Annotated in this window: 22 protein-coding genes; 19 read left to right on the top strand and 3 right to left on the bottom strand. The window is 63.6% G+C overall.

All coding sequences use genetic code 11. The features are described 5' to 3' along the window. Positions 1-105 precede the first annotated feature (105 nt). Together KI243_RS00595 and KI243_RS00590 are read right to left on the bottom strand one after the other, a co-directional pair. Entirely contained in the window at positions 106-1326 is a 1221-nt protein-coding gene (locus tag KI243_RS00595; RefSeq protein ID WP_017129169.1) for a CaiB/BaiF CoA-transferase family protein, read from the bottom strand. 14 nt (positions 1327-1340) lie between these two features. Then, positions 1341-2522, bottom strand: coding sequence for an acyl-CoA dehydrogenase (locus KI243_RS00590; RefSeq protein WP_017129170.1), 1182 nt, complete (start codon positions 2520-2522; stop codon positions 1341-1343). A 157-nt stretch (positions 2523-2679) separates the two neighbouring features. On the opposite strand from KI243_RS00590, the gene KI243_RS00585 reads away from it, so the two are divergent. The 19 genes from KI243_RS00585 (at position 2680) to KI243_RS00495 (ending at position 23363) form a co-directional block, all read left to right on the top strand. After that, complete coding sequence (locus tag KI243_RS00585; RefSeq protein WP_212810327.1) at positions 2680-3579, top strand: LysR family transcriptional regulator; 900 nt, start codon at positions 2680-2682, stop codon at positions 3577-3579. Between the two features lie 437 nt (positions 3580-4016). Beyond that, positions 4017-5138, top strand: a complete 1122-nt coding sequence (locus KI243_RS00580; RefSeq protein WP_212810326.1) for a Re/Si-specific NAD(P)(+) transhydrogenase subunit alpha — start codon at positions 4017-4019, stop codon at positions 5136-5138. Positions 5139-5153: 15 nt separating this feature from the next. After that, on the top strand, positions 5154-5477 hold the full coding sequence (locus KI243_RS00575; protein WP_003187010.1) for an NAD(P) transhydrogenase subunit alpha: 324 nt from the start codon (positions 5154-5156) through the stop codon (positions 5475-5477). After that, positions 5477-6913, top strand: coding sequence for an NAD(P)(+) transhydrogenase (Re/Si-specific) subunit beta (locus tag KI243_RS00570; protein ID WP_017129173.1), 1437 nt, complete (start codon positions 5477-5479; stop codon positions 6911-6913). The genes KI243_RS00575 and KI243_RS00570 overlap by 1 nt, the downstream gene beginning before the upstream one ends. Before the next feature lie 180 nt (positions 6914-7093). Next, positions 7094-8587 carry an acetyl-CoA hydrolase/transferase family protein gene (locus KI243_RS00565; RefSeq protein WP_017129174.1) on the top strand — a complete coding sequence of 498 codons (1494 nt, stop codon included), beginning with the start codon at positions 7094-7096 and terminating at the stop codon, positions 8585-8587. A gap of 319 nt (positions 8588-8906) precedes the next feature. Continuing rightward, entirely contained in the window at positions 8907-9122 is a 216-nt protein-coding gene (locus KI243_RS00560; protein WP_017129175.1) for a DUF1127 domain-containing protein, read from the top strand. A gap of 378 nt (positions 9123-9500) precedes the next feature. Continuing rightward, positions 9501-9818, top strand: coding sequence for a DUF2388 domain-containing protein (locus KI243_RS00555; protein WP_017129176.1), 318 nt, complete (start codon positions 9501-9503; stop codon positions 9816-9818). A 226-nt stretch (positions 9819-10044) separates the two neighbouring features. Continuing rightward, positions 10045-10338 carry a DUF2388 domain-containing protein gene (locus KI243_RS00550; protein ID WP_042936968.1) on the top strand — a complete coding sequence of 98 codons (294 nt, stop codon included), beginning with the start codon at positions 10045-10047 and terminating at the stop codon, positions 10336-10338. A 26-nt stretch (positions 10339-10364) separates the two neighbouring features. Continuing rightward, the gene (locus tag KI243_RS00545; protein ID WP_017129178.1) at positions 10365-10685 is read left to right on the top strand and encodes a DUF2388 domain-containing protein; all 321 of its coding nucleotides are present in this window, start codon (positions 10365-10367) and stop codon (positions 10683-10685) included. Next, positions 10682-12643 carry a DUF4105 domain-containing protein gene (locus KI243_RS00540; protein WP_177118818.1) on the top strand — a complete coding sequence of 654 codons (1962 nt, stop codon included), beginning with the start codon at positions 10682-10684 and terminating at the stop codon, positions 12641-12643. The genes KI243_RS00545 and KI243_RS00540 overlap by 4 nt, the downstream gene beginning before the upstream one ends. A 382-nt stretch (positions 12644-13025) precedes the next feature. After that, complete coding sequence (locus KI243_RS00535; RefSeq protein ID WP_017129180.1) at positions 13026-14333, top strand: CitMHS family transporter; 1308 nt, start codon at positions 13026-13028, stop codon at positions 14331-14333. A 90-nt stretch (positions 14334-14423) separates the two neighbouring features. After that, a complete protein-coding gene (locus tag KI243_RS00530; protein WP_017129181.1) occupies positions 14424-15194 on the top strand; it encodes a TerC family protein in 771 nt (256 codons plus the stop codon). A 218-nt stretch (positions 15195-15412) separates the two neighbouring features. After that, positions 15413-17071 (top strand): Na/Pi cotransporter family protein, encoded by a 1659-nt coding sequence (locus tag KI243_RS00525; RefSeq protein WP_017129182.1) that lies wholly within the window; start codon positions 15413-15415, stop codon positions 17069-17071. Between the two features lie 55 nt (positions 17072-17126). Continuing rightward, positions 17127-18518: a pitrilysin family protein gene (locus KI243_RS00520; RefSeq protein ID WP_103033002.1), complete on the top strand. Its 1392-nt coding sequence runs from the start codon at positions 17127-17129 to the stop codon at positions 18516-18518. A gap of 208 nt (positions 18519-18726) precedes the next feature. Next, positions 18727-19767 carry a DUF5924 family protein gene (locus KI243_RS00515; RefSeq protein WP_017129183.1) on the top strand — a complete coding sequence of 347 codons (1041 nt, stop codon included), beginning with the start codon at positions 18727-18729 and terminating at the stop codon, positions 19765-19767. A gap of 63 nt (positions 19768-19830) precedes the next feature. Beyond that, positions 19831-20976 (top strand): ABC transporter permease, encoded by a 1146-nt coding sequence (locus KI243_RS00510; RefSeq protein ID WP_017129184.1) that lies wholly within the window; start codon positions 19831-19833, stop codon positions 20974-20976. Between the two features lie 32 nt (positions 20977-21008). Beyond that, a complete protein-coding gene (locus KI243_RS00505; protein ID WP_177087473.1) occupies positions 21009-21794 on the top strand; it encodes an ABC transporter ATP-binding protein in 786 nt (261 codons plus the stop codon). Between the two features lies 1 nt (position 21795). Then, positions 21796-22734 carry an MlaD family protein gene (locus KI243_RS00500; RefSeq protein WP_177087433.1) on the top strand — a complete coding sequence of 313 codons (939 nt, stop codon included), beginning with the start codon at positions 21796-21798 and terminating at the stop codon, positions 22732-22734. Further along, positions 22731-23363, top strand: coding sequence for an ABC-type transport auxiliary lipoprotein family protein (locus KI243_RS00495; RefSeq protein ID WP_177087431.1), 633 nt, complete (start codon positions 22731-22733; stop codon positions 23361-23363). Before KI243_RS00500 ends, KI243_RS00495 begins: the two co-directional genes overlap by 4 nt. Positions 23364-23638: 275 nt before the next feature. Here the strand turns inward: KI243_RS00495 and KI243_RS00490 are convergent, their stop codons facing one another. Then, positions 23639-24868, bottom strand: a complete 1230-nt coding sequence (locus KI243_RS00490; RefSeq protein ID WP_017129188.1) for a spore maturation protein — start codon at positions 24866-24868, stop codon at positions 23639-23641. Positions 24869-24924: the final 56 nt, after the last annotated feature.

The following is a 24924-nucleotide window of genomic DNA, read 5'->3' as shown; positions in this document are numbered from 1 at the left end:
TAGGAGCTGGCTTGCCAGCGATGGGGCCCGCGAGCCTTGCAGCATCCAAAGGACGCCATCGCCAGCAAGCCGGCTCTCCTACCTATATAGAAGAGAGCAGGGCGCCTAGAGCACCCCGGCTTCCCGCAATCCAGCCACCGTCTCCGGTGTCAGGCTCAATACCCGCTGCAGGACCTCCAGCGTGTGCTCGCCCAATAGAGGAGGGGCATTACGATATTCCACCGGCGTCTCGGAAAGCCGGATAGGACTCGCAACCTGCGGCACCCGCCCGGCCAGGGCATGAGGCAGCTCGATGGCCAGCCCACGCGCCTGTACCTGGGGATCGGCAAACACCTGCGACAGATCATTGATCGGCCCGCACGGCACACCGGCCTGCTCCAGCTGCGTCACCCACTCGGCCGTCGTCTTGAATACGGTGGCCTGGCGAATAAGCGGAATCAGCACCGCGCGGTTGGCCACCCGCAGCTTGTTGGTGACGAAGCGCGGATCGTCCGCCCATTGCGGCTGACCCGCCACCTCGGCGAACTTGCGGAACTGCCCGTCATTACCCACCGTCAGGATGAAGTCGCCATCGGCGGTAGGGAAGTCCTGGTACGGCACGATATTCGGATGGGCATTGCCCAGGCGCTTGGGAGCCACCCCGGTGGTCAGGTAGTTCATCGCCTGGTTGGCCAGGCATGCCACCTGCACATCCAGCAAGGCCATGTCGATATGCTGCCCACCACCGCCATGATCCCGATGGGCCAGGGCCGCAAGGATCGCCACGGTCGAGTACAGGCCGGTGAGGATATCGGTCAGGGCCACGCCCACTTTCACCGGACCGGCACCTTCATCGCCCTCCGGCCTGCCCGTCAGGCTCATCAGCCCGCCCAGCCCCTGGATCATGAAGTCATAGCCGGCACGCTTGGCATAGGGCCCGGTCTGACCGAACCCGGTGATCGAGCAATAGATCAGGTTCGGGTTGAGCGCCTTGAGCGATGGGTAGTCCAGGCCATAGGCCGCCAGCCCGCCGACCTTGAAGTTCTCGATCAGGATATCGGACTTCATCGCCAGCTCGCGTACCAGGCGCTGGCCCTCGGGCCGGGTGAAGTCGATGGTGACCGATTGCTTGTTGCGGTTGGCCGACAGGTAGTAAGCCGCTTCGCTGGTGTTCTCGCCGTAGGCGTCCTTCAGAAAGGGCGGCCCCCACGCACGGGTGTCATCGCCGTTGCCCGGGCGCTCGACCTTGATCACCTCGGCCCCCAGGTCCGCGAGGATCTGACCGGACCAGGGTCCGGCCAATACCCGCGACAAATCCAATACCCGCAGATGCGAAAGCGCGCCCATGAGCCGAGCTCCTGTCAGTAGAACGCCTGGAGGCCGGTTTGCGCACGCCCGAGAATCAGCGCATGCACGTCGTGGGTGCCTTCATAGGTATTCACCACTTCCAGGTTCACCAGGTGACGAGCGACCCCGAACTCGTCGGAGATGCCGTTGCCGCCGAGCATGTCCCGCGCCATGCGGGCGATGTCCAGGGACTTGCCGCAGGAGTTGCGCTTCATGATCGAAGTGATTTCCACCGCCGCCGTACCTTCATCCTTCATCCGACCCAGGCGCAGGCAGCCCTGGAGGGCGAGGGTGATTTCAGTCTGCATGTCGGCCAGCTTCTTCTGGATCAACTGGGTGGCAGCCAACGGGCGACCGAACTGCTGGCGATCCAGGGTGTACTGGCGAGCGGTGTGCCAGCAGAATTCGGCAGCGCCCAGCGCGCCCCAGGAGATGCCGTAGCGGGCGGAGTTGAGGCAGGTGAACGGACCTTTCAGGCCACGGACATCCGGGAAGATGTTCTCTTCGGGGACAAAGACGTTGTCCATGACGATTTCGCCGGTGATGGAGGCGCGCAGGCCGACCTTGCCGTGAATCGCCGGGGCGCTCAGGCCTTTCCAGCCTTTCTCCAGAACAAAACCGCGGATATCGCCGGCATCGTCCTTGCCCCAGACCACGAACACATCGGCGATCGGACTGTTGGTAATCCACATCTTGCTGCCGGTCAGGCTGTAGCCGCCTTCGACCTTGCGCGCACGGGTGATCATCGCCCCGGGATCGGAACCGTGGTTCGGCTCGGTCAGGCCGAAGCAGCCGATCCATTCGCCGGAAGCCAGTTTCGGCAGGTACTTCTGCTTCTGCGCCTCGGTGCCGAACTCATTGATCGGCACCATCACCAGGGAAGACTGAACACTCATCATCGAGCGGTAGCCCGAGTCGACGCGCTCCACTTCACGGGCGATCAGGCCGTAGCTGACATAGTTGAGGCCGCTGCCGCCGTACTCGACCGGAATGGTCGCGCCCAGCAGGCCGACCTCACCCATTTCGCGAAAGATCGCCGGATCGGTCTTTTCATGCCGGAAGGCTTCGAGAACCCGTGGCGCCAGCTTGTCCTGGGCGAACTGCTGGGCGGTGTCACGAATCATCCGCTCCTCTTCAGTGAGCTGTTGATCCAGCAGCAGGGGATCGATCCAGTTGAAGCTAGCTTTACCGCCCATGGGAGAGTCCTCGCGAAGTAGGTCAAATATCGTGGATTGATCCTAGGCGTCACCCGAGGATCCGGCAAACGAGGATTTCGCATGCTGTTGTGCTAATTTCTCACTCCGAAAACCTTTTGAACGCCTTTTCGACCCATATTTAGTGAGGTTGCCGTATATGCGCAGGAAGATCCCCAGCACCGCCGCGCTGGTCAGCTTCGAAGCCGCCGCCCGCCATGAGAGCTTTACCAAGGCCGCGGTCGAGCTTTCCCTCACTCAGGGCGCGATTTGCCGACAGATCGCCAGCCTGGAAGAATTCCTCAGTGTCGAACTCTTCCGACGTTCACGACGGGGCGTGAAGCTGACCGAGGCAGGTCTGTCCTACAGCCGCCGTATCGCCACGCAACTGGACGCGGTCGAACGCGACACCCTGTCCGTCATGGGCCAGCAGGGCACCAATGTGATCGAACTGGCGGTGGTACCGACATTCGGCACCCAATGGCTGTTGCCGCGACTCAAGGATTTCCAGCAACAGCACCCGGAAGTCACGGTCAACCTGACCAACCGCACCCGGCCGTTCCTGTTTGCCGATACCGACTTCGACGCCGCCATCTACTTCGGCGATGCCGACTGGTCGGGTACCGAATCCCATCGCCTGATGGGCGAGAACCCGATGCCGGTATGCAGTCCGGCCATGCTCGGCAACCGCCAGAGCCTGAGCGCGACGCAGATCGCCGAATTGCCGCTGCTGCAACAGACCACACGGCCCTACGCCTGGCGCCAGTGGTTCAACGCCCAGGAACTGAATATCCCCCGCGACATGACAGGCCCGCGCTACGAGCTATTCTCCATGCTGGCCCAGGCCGCCATGCACGAGATGGGGATCGCGCTGATTCCACCGTTCCTGATCCAGCGCGAACTGGCCGAGAAACGCCTGGTGATCGCCAACCCCAATGCGCTCTCCAGCATCAAGGCCTATTACCTGATGATTCCCGACCGGAAAGTCGAATCGGCGTCTTTACGGGCTTTTCGTGACTGGCTGGTAAACCAGGCACAAGGCTACAGCCTGCTTTCCTGAAGGCTTTCCGCCATTACTTGACCTCGTAGTCAGTAAAACAAAAGCCCTACAGATATAAGAATATGTCGCCTTTAAGCAGACTGTACCTACTCCCCTCAAACTTGTACGAAAGTGCCTGATGGCAAGGGCTACAGCCCATATCGCCTGCAATATCGACTTATTCATGTCGCCGATTCGAAATTTCTCCATTTCCAGCCAGAATCCATGTGAGGCCTCTATTCTGTGGGCCTGCGGCCAATCCGTGCGACATTCAGTCACAGGGTGACTTGTAGTTAATATTGCGTCACCTTTCAGAATCTCTTGAAGGGGGCAGTTTTCGCCTGCAAAATGCCGCGCCCCGCCTCGAAACCGGCGGGATCGTGCTGATCGGCCGCTCCAGTCGCACCATCCGCAGTGCGCTGGCCTTCTTATAAAAAAGATCACGCAGGAGATTTGACGTGCACATTGGTGTTCCTCTCGAAACCCAGACGGGTGAAACGCGGGTTGCTGCAACCCCGGAAACCATCAAGAAGCTGGTCGGCCAAGGTCATAGGGTCACTGTGCAAAGCGGCGCCGGGCTCAACGCCAGCGTTGTCGACAGTGCGTATGAGGCAGCAGGCGCCACTATTGGCAGCGCCGCCGAAGCCTTTGCCGCCGAGCTGATTCTCAAGGTGGTCGCCCCCAGCGACAGTGAACTGGCGCTGATCAGGCACGGTACCGTGCTGGTGGGCATGCTCAATCCGTTCAGCAATGAAACCATCGCCAGGCTGGCGGCCCAGGGCATTACGGCCTTCGCCCTGGAGGCCGCGCCACGTACCTCCCGCGCGCAAAGCCTCGACGTGCTCTCGTCCCAGGCCAACATTGCCGGCTACAAGGCCGTGTTGCTGGCCGCCCATCACTACCCGCGCTTCATGCCGATGCTGATGACCGCGGCGGGTACCGTGAAAGCCGCCCGCGTGCTGATCCTCGGTGCCGGCGTGGCCGGACTGCAGGCAATCGCCACGGCCAAGCGCCTGGGTGCGGTGATCGAAGCCTCGGACGTGCGTCCGGCGGTGAAGGAGCAGATCGAGTCCCTCGGAGCGAAGTTCGTCGACGTGCCCTACGAGACCGATGAAGAGCGCGAATGCGCAGTCGGTGTCGGCGGCTACGCACGGCCGATGCCGGCCAGCTGGATGCAGCGCCAGGCCCAGGCCGTGCACGAACGCGCCAAGCAGGCCGATATCGTCATTACCACCGCACTGATTCCCGGTCGCAAGGCACCGGTGCTGCTGAGCGCCGAGACGGTCGCGCAGATGAAGCCCGGCTCGGTGGTCATCGACCTCGCCGCCGCCCAGGGCGGCAACTGCCCGCTGACCGTGGCGGACCAGGTGGTGGTCGAGCACGGCGTGACCATCTGCGGCCCGACCAACCTGGCCGGTGAAGTCGCGGCGGATGCCTCGGCGCTGTATGCCCGCAACCTGCTGGATTTCCTGAAGCTGGTCTTCAACAAGGAAGGCCAGTTCGAAGTGAACCTCGAAGACGACATCGTCGCCGCGTGCCTGATGTGCCGCGACGGCCAAGTCATCCGCAAAAACGCCTAAGCAGGGATTCAGACGATGGAAGAGCTTATCTCCCCCGGTATCTACAACCTGATCATCTTCGTGCTGGCGATCTATGTCGGTTACCACGTGGTCTGGAACGTGACACCCGCGCTGCATACGCCTCTCATGGCAGTGACCAACGCCATCTCGGCGATCGTGATCGTCGGCGCCATGCTCGCCGCCGCGCTGACCGTGACCCCGCTGGGCAAGACCATGGGCACCCTGGCCGTGGCCCTGGCCGCGGTAAACGTGTTCGGTGGCTTCCTGGTGACGCGCCGCATGCTTGAGATGTTCAAGAAAAAAGCCCCGAAAGCCGTAAAAGAAGAGGCGCCGAAGTAATGAGCATGAATCTCGTAACGACGCTCTACCTGATCGCGTCGATCTGCTTCATCCAGGCGCTCAAGGGCCTGTCGCACCCGACCACGTCGCGGCGCGGCAACCTGTTCGGCATGCTCGGCATGGCCCTGGCGATCCTCACCACCATCGGCCTCATCTATAAGCTGGGGGCCGAACTGGCTACCGCGGGTATCGGCTATGTGATCGTCGGCCTGCTGATCGGCGGCACCGCCGGCTCGATCATGGCCAAGCGCGTCGAGATGACCAAGATGCCGGAGCTGGTGGCGTTCATGCACAGCATGATCGGCCTGGCCGCGGTCTTCATCGCCATCGCGGCGGTGGTCGAGCCGCAATCCCTGGGCATCGTCAAGCAACTGGGCGACTCGATTCCGGCGGGCAACCGCCTGGAGCTGTTCCTCGGCGCGGCGATCGGAGCAATCACCTTCTCCGGTTCGGTGATCGCCTTCGGCAAGCTGTCGGGCAAGTACAAGTTCCGCCTGTTCCAGGGCGCACCAGTACAGTTCGGCGGCCAGCACAAGCTGAACCTGCTGCTGGGCCTGGCAACCCTCGGTCTCGGCGTGACCTTCATGCTGACGGGCAACCTCGGCGCCTTTGCCCTGATGCTGGCCCTGGCCTTCGTGCTCGGCGTGCTGATCATCATCCCCATCGGCGGCGCCGACATGCCGGTGGTGGTGTCGATGCTCAACAGCTATTCCGGCTGGGCAGCGGCGGGGATCGGCTTCTCGCTGAACAACTCGATGCTGATCATCGCCGGCTCGCTGGTCGGCTCAAGCGGGGCGATCCTCTCGTACATCATGTGCAAGGCGATGAACCGTTCGTTCTTCAACGTGTTGCTCGGCGGCTTCGGCAACAGCGCGGACGCCGCCGGCCCGGCCGGTGCGAAAGAGGCGCGGCCGGTGAAATCCGGTTCGGCCGACGATGCGACTTTCCTGCTGACCAACGCCGACACGGTCATCATCGTGCCCGGCTACGGCCTGGCTGTGGCCCGTGCCCAGCACGCGCTCAAGGAACTGACCGAGAAACTGACCCACCGCGGCGTTACCGTGAAGTACGCGATCCACCCGGTGGCGGGGCGCATGCCCGGGCATATGAACGTGCTGCTGGCCGAGGCCGAGGTGCCTTACGACCAGGTGTTCGAGATGGAAGACATCAACTCCGAATTCGGCCAGGCCGACGTGGTGCTGGTGCTCGGCGCCAACGATGTGGTCAACCCGGCAGCGAAGAACGATCCGAAGTCGCCGATTGCCGGCATGCCGATTCTCGAGGCCTTCAAGGCCAAGACCATCATCGTCAACAAGCGCTCCATGGCCAGCGGCTACGCCGGCCTGGATAACGAGCTGTTCTACCTCGACAAGACCATGATGGTCTTCGGCGACGCGAAGAAGGTGATCGAGGACATGGTCAAGGCTGTCGAGTAAAACCTTGCCGTAGCGCAATACCGAAAACCCCATCCTTTAGTAGGGTGGGGTTTTTCTTTGCCCGCAGAAAACCGACCGAAGGCTCTGAATCGGGGCCTGGCATTCGACCTTGGTCGGGCGGCGAAACCTTTTGAAATGTCTAGACTGCGCATCTTGCCTCCGTTGCCCGAGAAAAACTCCATGTACCGTGATCGTATTCGCTTGCCTTCTCTTTCCAGCAAGGTGATGAGCGCGGCTGACGCTGCCGCCCTGATCCAGGACGGCATGACCGTCGGCATGAGCGGCTTCACCCGCGCCGGCGAGGCCAAGGCCGTCCCTCATGCACTGGCCGAGCGCGCCAAGCTGTCACCGCTGAAGATCACCCTGATGACCGGCGCCAGCCTGGGCAACGACCTCGACAAGCAGCTCACCGAAGCCGGTGTCCTGTCGCGGCGCATGCCGTTCCAGGTCGACAGCACCCTGCGCAAGGCGATCAACGCCGGCGAAGTGATGTTTATCGACCAGCACCTGTCGGAAACCGTCGAGCAACTGCGCAACAAGCAGCTCAAGCTGCCGGACCTGGCGGTCATCGAGGCCGTGGCGATCACCGAGCAGGGGCATATCGTGCCGACCACCTCGGTGGGCAACTCGGCCAGCTTCGCCATCTTCGCCAAGCAGGTGATCGTCGAGATCAACCTCGCGCACAATCCGAACCTGGAAGGCCTGCACGACATCTATATCCCCAGCTATCGCCCGACCCGTACGCCGATCCCGCTGGTCAAGGTCGATGATCGCATCGGCAGCACCGCGATCCCGATCGATCCGGCCAAGATCGTCGCCATCGTGATCACCAACCAGCCCGACTCGCCGTCCACCGTGACCCCGCCGGACGCCGACACCCAGGCCATCGCCGACCACCTGATCGCCTTCCTCAAGGAAGAAGTGGCCGACGGGCGCATGACCAACAGACTCGGCCCGCTGCAGGCCGGCATCGGCAATATCGCCAACGCGGTGATGTGCGGCCTGATCGACTCGCCGTTCGAAGACCTGACCATGTACTCCGAGGTACTGCAGGACTCGACCTTCGACCTGATCGACGCGGGCAAGCTGTCGTTCGCCTCCGGCAGTTCGATCACCTTGTCGAGCCGGCGCAACAGCGATGTGTTCGGCAACCTGGAACGCTATAAAGAGAAGCTGGTGCTGCGTCCGCAGGAAATCTCCAACCACCCGGAAGTAGTGCGCCGCCTCGGTATCATCGGCATCAACACCGCCCTGGAGTTCGACCTGTACGGCAACGTCAACTCCACCCATGTCTGCGGCACGCGGATGATGAACGGCATCGGCGGTTCCGGGGACTTCGCGCGCAACGCGCACCTGGCGATCTTCGTCACCAAGTCGATCGCCAAGGGCGGGGCGATCTCCAGCGTGGTGCCGATGGTCAGCCATGTGGACCATACCGAGCATGACGTCGATATCCTCGTCACCGAAATCGGCCTGGCCGACCTGCGCGGCCTGGCGCCACGGGAGCGGGCGAGGGCGGTGATCGACAACTGCGTGCACCCGATGTACCGCGAGGCACTCGACAGTTACTTCGAACGTGCCTGCGCCCTGGGCGGCCACACACCGCACATCCTGCGCGATGCACTGAGCTGGCACATCAACCTGGAAGAAACCGGGAAAATGCTGGCCGACTGATTGATACAGTTTCCCGCTGACGCAAACACAGTTTCGTCAGCGGGAGCGCCTTCCCCAAACAACTGATAAAAACTGTACTGCTGTACCGGTCATTTTCCTGCTGAAACCTCCCCCGATTTCCCCCATTCGACCAAAAATGCACCAATATTGTGCCGACAGGTACAGTTGCCTCAATTATGAGCAGTACAGCACCTATAAACAGTTAACTGGTCCCTCACAATACAGATGAACTGTATCTAGAGAGACTAGGCAAAGAGGAGGATCATTGGCATCAGTTAAACCACTACCTAATCCCGCCATAAGCGGAAGGATGTCAATCATGGAACGTACACTCAGTTCCGACCTGTTCTACGAAAACACCGCTACCAACGCTCAAGCTGCCCTGCCTCTGCGCGTTCTCGCCAACCTGATGCTGTGGCAGCGCCGTATCGCCAGCCGCCATCAACTGGCTCGCCTGGATGCTCGCCTGCTGGCCGATGCCGGTATCAGCGAAGCACAGCGCTACGAAGAGTTGAGCAAGCCGTTCTGGCGCTAAGCAGCGCTCGCTGGCCCTGACCCACCGGGTCCACCGCCAGCACCCGAATTGAAAAAACAGAGCCCGTCGCGGGAAACCGCGACGGGCTTTGTCGTTTCCGGCCCCGGGATTGTCCGATGGAACGGGAAACACCCGGACATGTACAGTTTTAAATAAATTAAAAATGAACCGGTACAGTTTATGAAATCCGACGAAAAGGCTCTAGCCCGGCTATCAGGACGACAGAACCGGCTTTCCGTCCACCGGGAACTCCGCCTACTATCGCGGTCATAGGTAGCCCGCAGCGCGGAATGTGCGTCTGAGGTTCATCGCTTATCGCGTCCGAGTGGCCGTTGTTGCCTTGCGCCACTGTTCCTACTCATGTCCAGGAGATCCACCATGTCCCGTCTTCGCCTGCTCAGCGCTGCTGCCCTGTTGTGCCTGGCCGCCACGGCCAATGCCAGCAGCTTCATCGTCACCACCGACTCCCTGGTCGGCGCCCTCAAGGCCACTTCCGACGCGACGTCCGATGCCACTTCGTCGTTGCGTGACAACAAGATCGTACGCGCCGCCCAAGACGACGCCGCCAGCTTCGTCGCCAGCGACGGGCAGATCCGCAGCGTGAAGCTGGAAAGCGCATTCGACACGATTCGGCGCCAGGCGCCACAACTGCAAGCCAGCGATGCACAACTGGCCCAGGCGATCCTGGCGATCTGAACCGAATGATCTGCAGGAGCCGGGCTTGTCGGGACGCCGCATCGCCGCGAAGGGGCCGTTGAAATTGTCAAAAGCTTCGCGGGCAAGCCCAGCTCCTGCAAAGGACCGCGCTTGAGTGTTGAAAGGGTGTGCAACGTTGCACGATATTTCATCGATAATTGGCGCGCTGGCTCTGGTCCGCGCATTCCGCTAGCCTTGACGCTCGTTCATTCAGCCCTCGAGACCCATGCGTTCACTATCCTTATTGCTCATAGCACTCTGCTGGATCACTCAGGCCCACGCATTCGACCTGACCACACAAGGCGTCGTCATCAGCGGTTATGCCACCAGCCAGGTGACCACCGCGCCCTTCGACCATAAACTGATACTGGCGGCCCAGGATGACGCCGCAGCCTTTGTCGCCAGTGACGGCCGGTTACGCGGCGCACGACTGGAGTCGGCCCTGGCCTGGCTGCGCCGGGCCCAGCCAAAACTTCATGCCAGCGACCTTGAACTGGCCGAGGCAATTCTCGTCCAATAGTCACTTCTGTATCCCGGAGACACTTCATGCGTACCCCCCTGATCGCCGCTACCCTCGGCCTGTTGTTGCTGGCCGACGTGGCTTCGGCGCATACCCTGGTGGCCACCAGCAACATCATCGTGCGTGCCTCGGGCCGTACCATCGATTTCACCTCGGACACCACCACCTCGATCCGCGACTCGAAAGTGGTTCGCGAAGCCCATGACGATGCCGCCAGTTTTGTCGCCAGCCATGGCGAGATCCGTGGAGCGCAACTGGAAGCCGCCTTCAATGCCCTGCGTACCCAGGTGCCGGAAGCCCGCGACGCCAGCGACCAGACCCTCGCCGAAGCCATTCTCGCTCTGTGAGGCCACTTGCCGGCTGGCTGCTGGCCTGCGCGCTGTTGCTCAGTGGCAACGCGGCCCAGGCCGGCCTGCAACTGCGGCTCAAGACCGACGGCCTGAGCCCCGCCGAACAGAGTGCCAGCCAGGTCCTGCTCGATGAGGCCATGGCGCACCTGCCGCCACGCTTTATCGAGCAGCTGGACCGACGCATCGACGTCGGCTGGTCGACCGATATGCCGGCCAATGCCTACGGGCAGGCAACCCTGGTCGCGGAGCTGGACCTCAACCGCAACCTGCTCCCCGGCCTGGTGGACGGCTCCGCGGCCAGCAAGAAGACCAACCGCCCCCATGGCACCGTGCGCGAGGAAATGCTCGCCACCGTGCTCCATGAGCTCACCCACATCTATGACCGCGCCCGCCTGTGGCCCGATGCCGAACGCACGCTGATCCAGCGCTGCAGCCGACAGAACGACAACACCGGCCTGATCGGCCTGCCCGACCAATGCCGGGGCCAGACCAACCGACGCTTTACCCTCAGCGACGACCCGCGCCTGCTGGACCTGGCCGGCTGGCAGCAGTCGGTGGGCACCCGCGGCCAGCGCGAGCAGCACAACAAGCAGGTCGCCCGCAGCCCGGATATCTACGAGACCACCAATCCCAAGGAGTTCGTCGCGGTCAACATGGAGTACTTCCTCCTCGACCCGGCCTACGCCTGCCGTCGGCCGGCACTGTACCGCTATTACCAGGAACGCTTCGGCTGGGCGCCGCCGGCGAAGGACAACTGCGACAAGGCCTTCCCGTTCCTGAATGCCGGCAACGATTTCGGCAAGACCCCGCTGGGCCGGATCGATCCCGAGCGGGTCTATGAAGTCGACTACCTGTTGGCCGAAGCCAACCAGAACTGGGTCAGCCGCTGGGGCCACAGCATGTTGCGCCTGGTGATCTGCGCCCCCGGCCGTCCACGCGGACCGGATTGCCGGCTGGACCTGGACCAGCACCTGGTGCTGTCGTACCGCGCCTTCGTCAACGACGTGCAACTCTCGACCTGGGGTGGCCTGACCGGTGCCTATCCGTCGCGGCTGTTCGTCCTGCCGCTGGCCCAGGTCATCGACGAATACACCAAGACCGAACTGCGCAGCCTGGCCTCGGTGCCGCTGAAACTGTCGCGCCGGGAAATCGAGGAAGTCGTCGAGCACGCCGCCGAAATGCACTGGAGCTACGACGGCAACTACTACTTCGTGACCAACAACTGCGCCGTCGAGACCCTCAAGCTGTTGCGCAGCGGCACCGACAATGCCCAGCTCAAGGGCCTGGATAGCATCATGCCAAACGGGCTGCTGGAAGTGCTCAAGGGCCGTGGCCTGGCCGACACCAGCGTGCTCGACGACCCGCGTGAAGCCCTGCGCCTGGGGTATCGCTTCGACTCCTACCGCGACCGCTACCAGGCGATGTTCGAAGTGCTGAAGAAACACCTGCCGATCAGGCAGGAAACCGTCGAAGACTGGTTGTCGCTGTCCCCGGAAGAACGCCGCCCCTGGTTCGCCCAGGCCGACCTGCGCACCAGCGCCGCCTTGCTGCTGCTGGAGCAGGCGGGCTATCGCCGGCAACTGCTGCTGGCCCAGGACGAGGTCAAGCAGAAGTACCTGGGCGGACGCGATATCAAGGACGGCGGCATGGACCAGGCCAACCGTACCTTGCAGGCCATCCTCGCCAACAGCGGCTTCCTCAGTCGCCCGGCGGAACTGCTCGGCAGTGGTGGCTATGGCCTGCCGCAACCGGGCGAATGGCAGCGTCTGGAAGCCGAAAGCAGCCAGCGCCAGCAACAGCTGCAACGCCTCACCGGCGACCTGGACAAGGAAGTGCGCAAACTCCTCGACCCGGCGCGCGAGGCCGAGATCGAAGCCAGCGAAGCCAACCTGAAGCTGGTCGGCGAGCACCTGCGCAGCCTGCACAAGGCCGCGGGCGGGCTCGAATTGCCCTGACCGCATGTATTTGTGGGAGCCGGGCTTGTCCGCGAAGAACCATAACGCGATCCGCCTGTCGCTGCGCGTTCGTGGGCAAGCCCACTCCGACCAGCGCGCGGTGCCCAGACAACGCCCATGACCTTCCGTCCGACTTTCAGCAACGAAAGCTGGCTGAAAGCTTGCCCCATTAGCATCGCCTCACCGCCGGCACCAGACCGGTCGGCCGTGGCGCGTCTCGCAGACGCTCAACGGCCCAATCAACAACAACAATTGGTGATACCGATGTCCGCTACGACCCGCCTGTTCGCTGCAACTCCGCCCGTGCCTCCCGCGCTGACCGCCCTGCGCTGACCCCAGTCGCTTCGCCTTTCCCTAGCCGCGTTACGCCCGGAGTATCCCCATGCTGACTTTCCTTGGCTTCGCCATGGTCATTACCTTCATGTACCTGATCATGACCAAGCGCCTGTCCGCGCTGATCGCGCTGATCATCGTGCCGATCATCTTCGCCCTGTTCGGCGGCTTCGCCCCCAGCATCGGCAAGATGATGATCGAAGGCATCACCAAGCTCGCGCCGACCGGCGTGATGCTGATGTTCGCCATTCTCTATTTCGCCCTGATGATCGACTCCGGCCTGTTCGACCCGGCCGTGCGCAAGATCCTCAAGCTGGTCAAGGGTGACCCGCTGAAAGTCTCGGTCGGCACCGCCGTGCTGGCCCTGGTGGTGTCCCTCGACGGTGACGGCGCCACCACCTACATGATCTGCGTCGCCGCCATGCTGCCGCTGTACAGCCGCATCGGCATGAGCCCGCGGATCATGGCCGGGCTGATCATTCTCGCCGGCGGCGTGATGAACATGACCCCCTGGGGCGGCCCGACCGCCCGTGCCGCCAGCGCGCTGCACGTCGACCCGTCGGATATCTTCGTGCCGATGATCCCGGCCATGTGCGCCGGGGTGGTCGCGATCCTGCTGATCGCCTACTTCTACGGCAAGCGCGAGCGTGCCCGCCTCGGTGAACTGCATGTGCTCGGCGACGATATCGACCACAGTGAAATCAGCGTCTCGCAATTCCCCGATGCCCGTCGGCCGAAACTGCTCTGGTTCAACGGTGCCCTGACCCTGGGCCTGATGTGCGCGCTGATCGCCGGGCTGTTGCCCCTGCCGGTCCTGTTCATGGTCGCGTTCAGTATCGCCATGATCGTCAACTACCCGTGCCTGCAACAGCAGAAGGACCGTATCGCGGCCCACGCCGGCAGCGTGCTGGCAGTGGTCGGGCTGATCTTCGCCGCGGGCATCTTCACCGGTATCCTGTCCGGCACCGGCATGGTCGACGCCATGTCCAAGAGCCTGCTGGCGGTGATTCCACCGGCGCTGGGCCCTTACCTGGCGGTGATCACCGCGCTGGCCAGCATGCCGTTCACCTTCTTCATGTCCAACGATGCGTTCTACTACGGCGTGCTGCCGGTGCTGGCCGAAGCCGCCAGCCACTACGGCATCACCGCCGTGGAAATGGCACGTGCCTCGATCGTCGGCCAACCCGTCCACCTGTTGAGCCCGCTGGTACCATCGACCTACCTGCTGGTCGCCCTGGCCGGTATCGAGTTTGGCGATCACCAACGGTTTACCCTGAAATGGGCAGTGCTGGTGTGCTTGTGCATACTAGTGGGAGCACTACTGCTGGGGACCTTCCCGTTTTTCGGCAGTCTGTAAAGACAACGATTCACCGCCACCCCGGCGACCGGACCTGGTAACGCACAGGTCGGCGCCGGGGTGGCCCAACACTCGCGCAAAGGAATACACATGGACTGGCTGACCAACCCGGAAATCTGGGTTGCCTTCTTCACCCTGACCGCCCTGGAGATTGTCCTGGGCATCGACAACATCATCATGATCTCGATCCTGGTCAGCCGCATGCCCAAGCACATGCAGCAGCGCACCCGGATCTTCGGCCTCGCCCTGGCGATGGTCACGCGGATCCTCCTGCTGCTGTCGATCACCTGGGTCATGCGCCTGACCGCCGACCTGTTCGTGGTCTTCGGCCAGGGCATTTCCGGACGCGACCTGATCCTGTTCTTCGGTGGCCTGTTCCTGCTGTGGAAAAGCTCCCAGGAGATCTACCACGGCCTGGAAGGCGAAGACGAGGAAGTCGGCGACGAACCCAAGGGCAAGGGCGGCAACTTCCTCTACACCATCATCCAGATCGCGATCATCGACATCGTGTTCTCGCTGGATTCGGTGATCACCGCGGTCGGCATGGTTTCCCATGTGCCGGTGATGGTCGCGGCCATCGTCGTGGCGGTACTGGTGATGATGCTGGCTTCGAAGTCCATCGGCGACTTCATCGACAAGCACCCGTCGCTGAAGATGCTCGCCCTGTCGTTCCTGATCGTGGTCGGCACCGTGCTGATCGCCGAAGCCTTCGAAGTGCATGTGCCAAAAGGCTACGTCTACTTCGCCATGGCGTTCTCCCTGGCCGTGGAAGCGATCAACATCAAGATGCGCACCGCGATGCAGAAAAAGAAACAGCAGCAGGATCCGGTGAAACTGCGCAAGGATGTTCCGGGTCAATAAACCCGAAGCGTCGGCAACCACAGGAAAGGGGCTTCGCTGCCCCTTTTTTGCGTCCGCAGGAAGCTGAATTTGTGACAGTTTTGTTTCAAGGCAGGCTTTGACTATGCGATGCTGGCGCTTGGCCCGATAGCCGACTAAAGCTTAAGGACAAGTCGTAGAAAGGCGCGCGGTATATACATTGGCCCGTTCAGGGCACTGGAACTCCAGGGGGCCCCTTCATGCTCACCCTGCTCAATCTGCTTTCCGCCGTGACCCTGCTGATCTGGGGCACGCACATCGTCCGGACCGGTATCCTGCGGGTCTACGGCTCCAACCTGCGCCATGTCATCGGCCAGAACATGGCCCGGCGCCCGCTGGCCTTTGTCGCCGGTATCCTGGTCACGGCCATGGTCCAGAGCAGCAACGCCACGGCGATGCTGGTGACCTCCTTTGTCGGCCAGGGCCTGATGGCGCTGACCCCGGCCCTGGCAACCATGCTCGGCGCCGACGTCGGCACCGCGCTGATGGCCCGGGTGCTGACCTTCGATCTGTCCTGGCTGTCGCCGCTGCTGATCTTCCTCGGGGTGATCTTCTTCCTCTCGCGCAAACAGACCCGCGCCGGGCAACTGGGCCGCGTGGGCATCGGCCTCGGGCTGATCATCCTCGCCCTGCAACTGATCGTCGAAGCCGCCGCGCCGATCACCCACGCCCAGGGCGTGAAGGTGGTCTTCGCCTCGCTGACCGGCGATATCCTGCTGGACGCCCTGGTCGGCGCGCTGTTCGCCATGATCTCCTACTCCAGCCTCGCCGCCGTACTGCTCACCGCGACCCTGGCGGGCGCCGGGGTGATCAGCCTGCCGGTGGCCATCGGCCTGGTGATCGGCGCGAATATCGGCAGCGGTGTGCTGGCTTTCCTCGGTACCAGCATGCAGAACGCCGCGGGCCGCCAGGTCGCGCTCGGCAGCCTGCTGTACAAGCTGATCGGCCTGCTGCTGATCATCCCGGTGCTGACCCCGCTGGTGCACTGGATCGACAGCCTGGACTTCAGCCCGCAGGAAATGGTCATCGGCTTCCACCTGCTCTACAACACCGTACGCTGCCTGGTGCTGCTGCCCAGCGTCGGGCCCATGGCGCGGCTGTGCGCCTGGCTGCTGCCGGAACGGCCGGAGGCCAACGGCAAGGTCAAGCCACGCCACCTCGACCCCGCTGCCCTCGACACACCGAGCCTGGCGCTGTCCAGCGCCGTGCGCGAAACCCTGCGCATCGGTGACCTGATCGACAACATGCTCGCCGCCATGCTGGACGTGCTGCGGGGCAAGCAGACCGCTGTCGCCATCGAGATGCGCCGCCTGAGCGACGACGTCGAAGTGCTCTACAGCGCGGTCAAGCTCTACCTGGCGCAGATGCCCCGGGAAGACCTCGGCGAGCAGGACAGCCGGCGCTGGGCGGAAATCATCGAGCTGGCGATCAACCTGAAACTGGCATCCGACCTGATCGAGCGCATGCTGCGCAAGGTCCAGCAACAGAAAACCGCGCAACGCCGCTCGTTCTCGGATGTCGGCCTGGAAGAACTGGCCGGCCTGCACAGCCAGTTGATCGACAACCTGCGCCTGGGCCTGTCGGTGTTTCTCAGCGCCGACCGGGAAAGCGCCCGCCAGTTGCTGCGGGAAAAACGCCGCTTCCGCGCCCAGGAACGGCGCCTGGCCCACGCCCATGTCAGTCGCCTGCAACGCAAGATCGTCCAGAGCATCGAGACCAGCTCCCTGCATCTGGAGCTGATTGCCGACATGAAGCGTCTGAATTCGTTATTCTGCAGCAGCGCCTATGTGGTCCTGGAAACCTCCGAGACCGGCGCGCTGGCCTCGGAAGAAACAGCCGATATCACCCACTCGCCTTGAACGTCCACGGTTTCACCGTTGTCTGTGCGTAGGAACCTGTCCTCGGAAAATGGTTATGCGTTGCCTGCTGTTCGTGTGCCTGCTGCTCAGCCTTGCCCCCGCCCATGCCCTTGATCGCTTCCAGGTCGAGGGTTATCAGTTGCCCAACGGCCTGCAACTGCTGCTCAAGCCCGGCAGCGAACGCGGGCATGTGGCGATCCGCCTGGTGGTGGGCGTCGGCTTCGACGATTTCGCCTGCGCCGACAAGGAACTGCCGCACCTGCTCGAACACCTGCTGTTCAGCGGCATCGACGGCAGCGGCGAGGGCGGCCTGGAGGAACGCATGCAGGCCCTCGGTGGCGAGTGGAACGCCTACACCAGCGACGCCGATACCACCTTCGTGATCGAGGCACCGGCCAACAACCAGCGCAAGATCCTCGACCTGCTGCTGGCCGTCCTGACCCGGACCCGCTTCAGCGACGCCGATATCGCCGCCGCCAAGCAGGTGGTCGAGCGCGAGGACGGCGGTCACTACTCGCACTTGCAGCGCTGGCTGGATATTCAGGAGAGCGGGCACCGCAGCAGCGATCAGCTGGCCGTGGAACTGGGCCTCAAATGTCCCGGACGGGCAGGGGTCGAGCACCTGACCCGCGAACAGCTGGAGGCGGTACGCAAGAACTGGTACGCGCCGAACAACATGACCCTGATCATGGTCGGCGAGCTCGATCGCCTGCTGCCGGCCTATCTGGACCGGGCCTTTGGCGCACTGCAGCCGGTCGAGCCCAACGACCACCTGCCACTGCCGCAGATCCTCCACCACGGCGCCGCGCAGCGCGACCTGACCCGTGGCTGGGTCGGCAACGGCGCGAAGATCCACTGGCTGTTTCCCGAGCCGGTGCTGGAGGATCAACCCGACGAAGCCCTCGACCTGCTCAAGGACTACCTCGACTGGGCGCTCTACCGTCAGTTGCGGCTGGCCCACAGCCTGTCCTATGGCCCATGGAGCGAACGCGAGGTGCTCGGCGGCGTCGGCTTCTTCAGCCTGAATGCCGATGTCGAACGGGACAACCTCGGCGAGGCGAAGCAGGTGCTGGCCGAGCTGAAGGCACAACTGCTCAAGGACGGCCTCGACCCGGCGACCTTCGCCCGCCTGCAACAGGCCGCCGTTGCCCGTCAGGCCTGGGCAGTGCAGGGTAACAGTGCCCTGGCCGACTATTACTGGGGCGCCCTGGGGGATTACGAAGACGGCCATTTCAGCAACCCGGCCAAGGCCTTGCAGGCCGTGACGCTCAAGGATGCCAACCAGGCCCTGCAGAAACTGTTCGAACAGCCGGGCTACCTGCGGATCGAGAAACCGCTGTTCAGCTATGACCAGTTGCTGTGGCTGGGCGCGGGCCTGCTCGGGCTGATCGTGCTCGGCCTGCTGGGCTGGCGCGCCTGGCGCCGCCACCAGATCCCCCGTCCGTGAAGGATCGTTCCCACGCTCCGCGTGGGAATGCCTCCCTGGACGCTCTGCGTCCGCTTTGTGACGCCGAGCGTCACGGGCTGCATGCTTTGCCGCGCGTGGCAACGATCACCACTGGCACCAGGAACCATCAAATACGCTTGCTCCCATCCCCGGCGTTAAAACGGTATTGTGTCAGGGTATTTCTCCCGCCAGCCCTGTGAATCGCCGAATGCCGAAACTGACCCTCTTGATCCAGCGCCTCCTCGAACTGATGAAGCGTTATCCGGGGGTTATCGCGGCCTTTGGCTTCTGCTCGGGGATCGCCAGTTTCATCCTGGTCGACCGCCAGCAGAGCAAGGCCAGCCTGATCGCCATCGTGCTGTTGCTGAGCTGGCTCTGGCTGATGCTGGAAAACGCCCTGACCCAACTGTTCAGCCGGCTGTTCAAGCGCGAGATCCCGGAACCGCTGTTGCGTTATGCGACGCAATTGATCCACCAGGAAAGCCTGTTCTTCGTCCTGCCATTCTTTTTCATCACCACCACCTGGAACAGCGGCCAACTGGTGTTCACCAGCCTGCTCGGCGCGGCGGCGCTGGTGTCGATCACCGACCCGCTGTACTACAAGTGGCTGGCGCCGAAACGCTGGCTGCTGCTCGGCCTGCATACCCTGACGCTGTTCGCCGCGTTGCTCACCGCGCTGCCGATCATCCTGCACCTGACCACCGCCGAGAGCTACAAGCTGGCCCTGGGTACCGCCATGCTGCTGTCGATCCCCAGCCTGGCGGTGAGCCTGCCGCTGCGCAGCGTGCGCGGCTGGCTGATGCTGGTCAGCGTGACCCTGGCCATCGGCGGCTCGGGCTGGCTGCTGCGCTCCTGGGTCCCGCCCGCGACCCTGTGGATGACCGAAGTCGCGGTGACCACGCAATTGCAGGACCGCACCCCCGGTGACAGCCTGAAACAGGTCAGCGCCAGCCAGGTGCGCAACGCCGGGCTCTATGCCTACACTTCGATCAACGCACCGCGCGGACTGGACGAGCGGATCTACCATGTCTGGGAATTCAACGGGCAGGAGGTCGACCGGATCGCCCTGGATATCCACGGTGGGCGCAAGGAGGGCTATCGTGCCTGGACCCACAAGCAGAACTTCCCGGCCGACCCGAGCGGACACTGGCTGGTGCGGGTGCTCACCGAGGACGGGCAGATGCTCGGCGTATTGCGTTTCGAGATCACCGACCAGGAACAACCCGCAAACACCGCACAAGGGTCCTAGTGATTCGCCGACCGGTCGTGCTATTAAAGTGCTTTGCGCAAACGCCTATCCAGCACGGAGCTCATGATCATCAGCGCGATGGCCGGCAATGCCCAATTGGATACCTCGAGCACGCCCGTACGCCTGCGGATCAGCGGCGACTGGACGCTGGCCCACTACACCGCGCTGAAAAAGCGCACCGCCGGGCTGATCGGCAACTATGACGCCGCCGCGGCCGTCGACCTCGACCAACTGGGCGCCCTCGACACCGCCGGCGCCTCGTTGCTGGTGGAACTGCTGGGTGCCGAACGCCTCGGCCAGCTGGCCGACCATGCCGAGCACCTGTCCGCCGCCGACCGCGCATTGCTGCAAACCGTGTACTGCTCGCTGGCGGACTTCTGCGAACCGGTCAAGGAACCGGAGCAGGCCGCCGGCATGCAGTTGCTCGAAAGGATCGGCCGCGCCGTCGACCAGGTGTGGAAAGACACCCTGCAACTGCTGGGCTTCATCGGCCTGATCCTCGAGACCTTCGCCCGCAGCCTGTTGCGCCCCTCGCGCTGGCGGATCACGCCCATGGTCGCCCACATCGAACAGACCGGCCTCGACGCCGCGCCCATCGTTGCGCTGCTGACCTTCCTGGTGGGAGCCGTGGTGGCGTTTCTCGGCGCGACCGTACTGGCAAGCTTCGGCGCCAGTATCTTCACCGTGGACCTGGTGGCGTTCTCCTTCCTGCGTGAATTCGGCGTGCTGCTGACCGCGATCCTGATGGCCGGTCGCACCGCCAGCGCCTTTACCGCGCAGATCGGCTCGATGAAGGCCAACGAGGAAATCGACGCCATTCGCACCCTCGGCCTCGATCCCATGGAGTTGCTGGTGCTGCCACGGGTCCTGGCGCTGCTGATCGCGCTGCCGATGCTGACCTTCCTCGCCATGCTCTGCGGGATTGTCGGCGGCGGCGTGGTCTGCGCGCTGTCGCTGGGCATCTCGCCGGCAATGTTCCTTTCCCTGCTGCAGGCCGATATCGGCGCCCAGCACTTCCTGGTCGGCCTGGTGAAGGCACCGTTCTTTGCCTTCCTGATCGCCGCCGTCGGCTGCCTGGAGGGCTTCAAGGTCAGCGGCAGCGCCGAGTCGGTCGGCGCCCACACCACCTCCAGCGTGGTCCAGTCGATCTTTATCGTGATCGTGCTGGACGCCGTCGCCGCCCTGTTCTTCATGGAGATGGGCTGGTGAGCCGGGTGGCGCGGCCGCCCAGCGAAGCGGCGATCAGGAGCGAAGCGGTGATCCAGGTCCGCGGCCTGTGCAATCGTTTCGGCAGCCAGAGCGTGCACGAGAACCTCGACCTGGACCTGTACAAGGGCGAGATCCTCGCCGTCGTCGGCGGCTCCGGCAGCGGCAAGTCGGTGCTGATGCGCAGCATCATCGGCCTGCGCCGGCCCAGCGAGGGCGAGGTGCGGGTGTTCGGCCAGGACCTGCCGAGCCTCTCGGAACAGGCCCGCTCGCAGGTCGAGCGGCGCTTTGGCGTGCTGTTCCAGAAGGGCGCGCTGTTTTCCTCGCTGACCGTCACCGAGAACGTCGCCCTGCCGCTGATCGAACACGCCGGCCTCAGCCGCGTCGACGCCGAGCACCTGGCCTGTGTGAAACTGGCCCTGGCCGGATTGCCGCTGTCCGCCGCCAACAAATACCCGGCTTCGCTGTCCGGCGGCATGATCAAGCGGGCCGCCCTGGCCCGGGCCCTGGCGCTGGACCCGGATATCCTGTTTCTCGACGAACCCACCGCCGGCCTCGATCCCATCGGCGCCGCCGCCTTCGACCAGTTGATCCTGACACTGCGCGATGCCCTGGGCCTGAGCGTGTTCCTGGTCACCCATGACCTCGACACCCTCTACACCATCACCGATCGGGTGGCGGTGCTGGCACAGAAACGCGTACTGGTGGCGGACGCCATCGAACGGGTCGCCGAAACCGACGACCCGTGGATTCACGAATACTTCCATGGCCCCCGTGGCCGCGCCGCATTCGAAGCGGCGACACCGCTCAAGGAGGGATGAGATGGAAACCCGTGCCCATCATGTGATGATCGGCCTGTTCAGCGTACTGGTGGTGCTCGGCGCCCTGTTCTTCGGCCTGTGGCTGGCCAAGTCCAGCGTCGACACGGCCTTCAAGGACTACGAGGTGGTCTTCAACGAGGCGGTCAGCGGCCTGTCCAAGGGCAGCCCGGTGCAGTACAGCGGGATCAAGGTCGGTGACGTGCTGCAACTGAGCCTCGATCCGAAGGATCCGCGCCGGGTCCTCGCGCGCATCCGCCTGCTCGGCGACACCCCGATCAAGGAAGACACCCGGGCCAAGCTGGCCCTGACCGGCATCACCGGCACCTCGCTGATCCAGCTCAGCGGCGGCACCCCGCAAAGCCCGGAGCTGAAGGGCAAGGACGGCAACCTGCCGGAGATCATCGCCACGCCATCGCCCATTTCACGCCTGCTGAACGACAGCAACGACCTGATGAGCGGCATCAACCTGCTGCTGCACAACGCCAACGCCATGTTCTCCCGGGAGAACGTCGAGCATGTCAGCCAGACCCTCGACAACCTCCAGCAGACCACCGGCGCCATCGCCGGCCAGCGCGACGATATCCGCCAGACCCTGCAGCAGATGACCCAGGTCAGCAAGCAGGTGAGTGCCACCCTGGAACAGACCTCGCTGCTGATGCGCAACGCCAACAACCTGCTCGACAAGCAGGGCACCCAGGCCCTGGGCAGCGCCGAACGCGCCATGCAATCGCTGGAACAGAGCAGCGCTACCATCAACAAGCTGCTGGCCAACAATCAGGATTCGGTCAACAGCGGCTTGCAAGGCCTCAATGAGCTGGCCCCGGCGATCCGCGAGCTGCGTGACACCCTGAGTACCCTGCGGACCATTTCGCAACGCTTGAACGCCAACCCCAGCGGCTATCTGCTCGGCCGTGACAAGAACAAGGAATTCACCCCATGAGGCCTGCCCGTCGCGCCCTGAGCCAACTGACCCTGATCACCGGCCTGGCCCTGGGCAGCGCCTGCTCGATCCTGCCCCAGGCGGAACCGGCGGATGTCTATCGACTGCCGACGGCACAGAACAGCCTCCCGGCCGCCAACAGCCTGCCGGTCGACTGGTCGTTGCGGATTGCCAAGCCCATTGCCAGCGATGCGCTGAACAACCCGAACATCGCCGTGGTGCCCCAGGGCGACCTGATCAGCCACTACAAGGCTTCGCGCTGGAGCGATCCGGCGCCGGTGCTGCTGCGCAACCGTATTCTCGACGCCTTCCAGCGCGACGGTCGGGTGCGCCTGCTGAGCACCGACGACAGCAACCTGCAGGCGGATTTCGAGCTGGGCGGAGAGTTGCAGGCGTTCCAGACCGAATACCGCGGACAGGACGCCGAGGTGGTGATCCGTTTCGATGCGCGGCTGGTGCGCGGCAGTGACCAGCGGATTCTCGCCAGCCGGCGCTTTGAAGTGCGCCAGCCGATCGGTGACAAGCAAGTGCCCGGCGTGGTCGCGGGCTTCGGCCAGGCCGGCGACAAACTGACCGGGCAGGTGATCGGCTGGGCGGTGCAGCAGGGCGAGAGCTCGGCTAAACGCTGAGGGCCCTATCGCTGGCAAGCCAGCTCCCACAGGGTTCCCGACTCAACGATATTTCGCGGTGAGACACCGAACCATGAGAGCTGGCTTGCCAGTTCCCACAGGGTTCCCGGCCCAACCATATTTCGCGGTGAGGCACCGAACCATGGGAACTGGCTTGCCAGCTCCTACAAGGTTCTCGGCTCAACGCTATTTCGTGGTGAACTCCGTACTGTAGGAGCTGGCTTGCCGGCGATGGCCGCTGAATCTTGCATCGCCCTCACAGACGAGCACTGGTTTTAGCCGAAGAACCAGTAACACACCCCAATGGCCGCCAGCACCCCGGCCAGCTCCGCCAGCAGGGCGCAGCCCACCGCATGGCGGGCGCGCTGGATATTCACCGCGCCGAAGTACACCGCCAGCACATAGAAGGTGGTTTCGGTACTGCCCTGGATGGTCGCCGCCACAAGGGCCGGGAAACTGTCCACGCCCTGGGTCTTCATGGTCTCGATCAGCATCGCCCGGGCGGCGCTGCCGGAGAACGGCTTGACCATCGCCGTCGGCAGCGCATCGACAAAACGCGTGTCCCAGCCGGCCCACTGCACCAGGTGGCGAATGCCGTCGAGACCGAAGTCCAGCGCCCCGGAAGCGCGCAGCACACCAATCGCACAGAGCATCGCCACCAGGTACGGCAACAAGTTCCTGGCAACGTCGAAGCCCTCCTTGGCGCCTTCGATGAACGCCTCGTAGACCTTCACCTTGCGCAGCGCGCCGATCACCAGGAACAGCATGATCAGGCCGAACAGGGTCAGGTTGCCGAGGATCGACGACAGGGCCGCCAGGGCTGTCGCCGACAAGCCGGCCAGCACCGCCATGAAGCCACCGAGGATCAGCGCGCCGGGAACCAGATAGGCCAGCACCACCGGGTCCCACAGGCGTAGGCGCTGCATCACCGCCACCGAGAGCAGGCCGACCAGGGTCGAGGCGCTGGTGGCGAGGAGGATCGGCAGGAACACCAGGGTCGGGTCGGGCGCCCCCTGCTGAGCGCGGTACATGAAGATAGTCACCGGCAGCAGGGTCAGCGACGAGGCGTTGAGCACCAGGAACAGGATCTGCGCATTGCTCGCCACGGTCTGGCTCGGATTGAGCTCCTGCAGGGCGCGCATGGCCTTGAGGCCGATGGGCGTGGCGGCGTTGTCCAGGCCCAGGCCGTTGGCGGCGAAATTGAGGGTGATCAGGCCGATGGCCGGGTGGCCGCGCGGCACTTCCGGCATCAGGCGGCTGAACAGCGGGCCGAGGGCCCTGGCCAGCCAGTCGACGATCCCGGCCTTTTCGGCGATCCGCAGGAAACCGAGCCAGAGGGTCAGGGTGCCGAACAGCAGGACCATCACCTCGACCGACAGCTTGGCCATGGCGAAGATGCTTTCCACCATGACGGCGAAGATCCCGCTGTTGCCGCCCACCAGCCATTGCGCCAGGGCCGAGACCATTGCCACCAGGAAGAAGCCGAGCCAGAGGCCATTGAGCATCGAAAGAACTCCTTGAAGATGCGGCGAATGATAGCGGTCGGGCCGAAAACAACAAA

It is taken from the genome of Pseudomonas sp. Ost2, assembly GCF_018326065.1.
Taxonomy (GTDB): Bacteria; Pseudomonadota; Gammaproteobacteria; order Pseudomonadales; family Pseudomonadaceae; genus Aquipseudomonas; species Aquipseudomonas gingeri.
The sequence above is the reverse complement of the archived record's forward strand: the minus strand, read 5'-3'. Positions and strand labels throughout refer to the sequence as shown.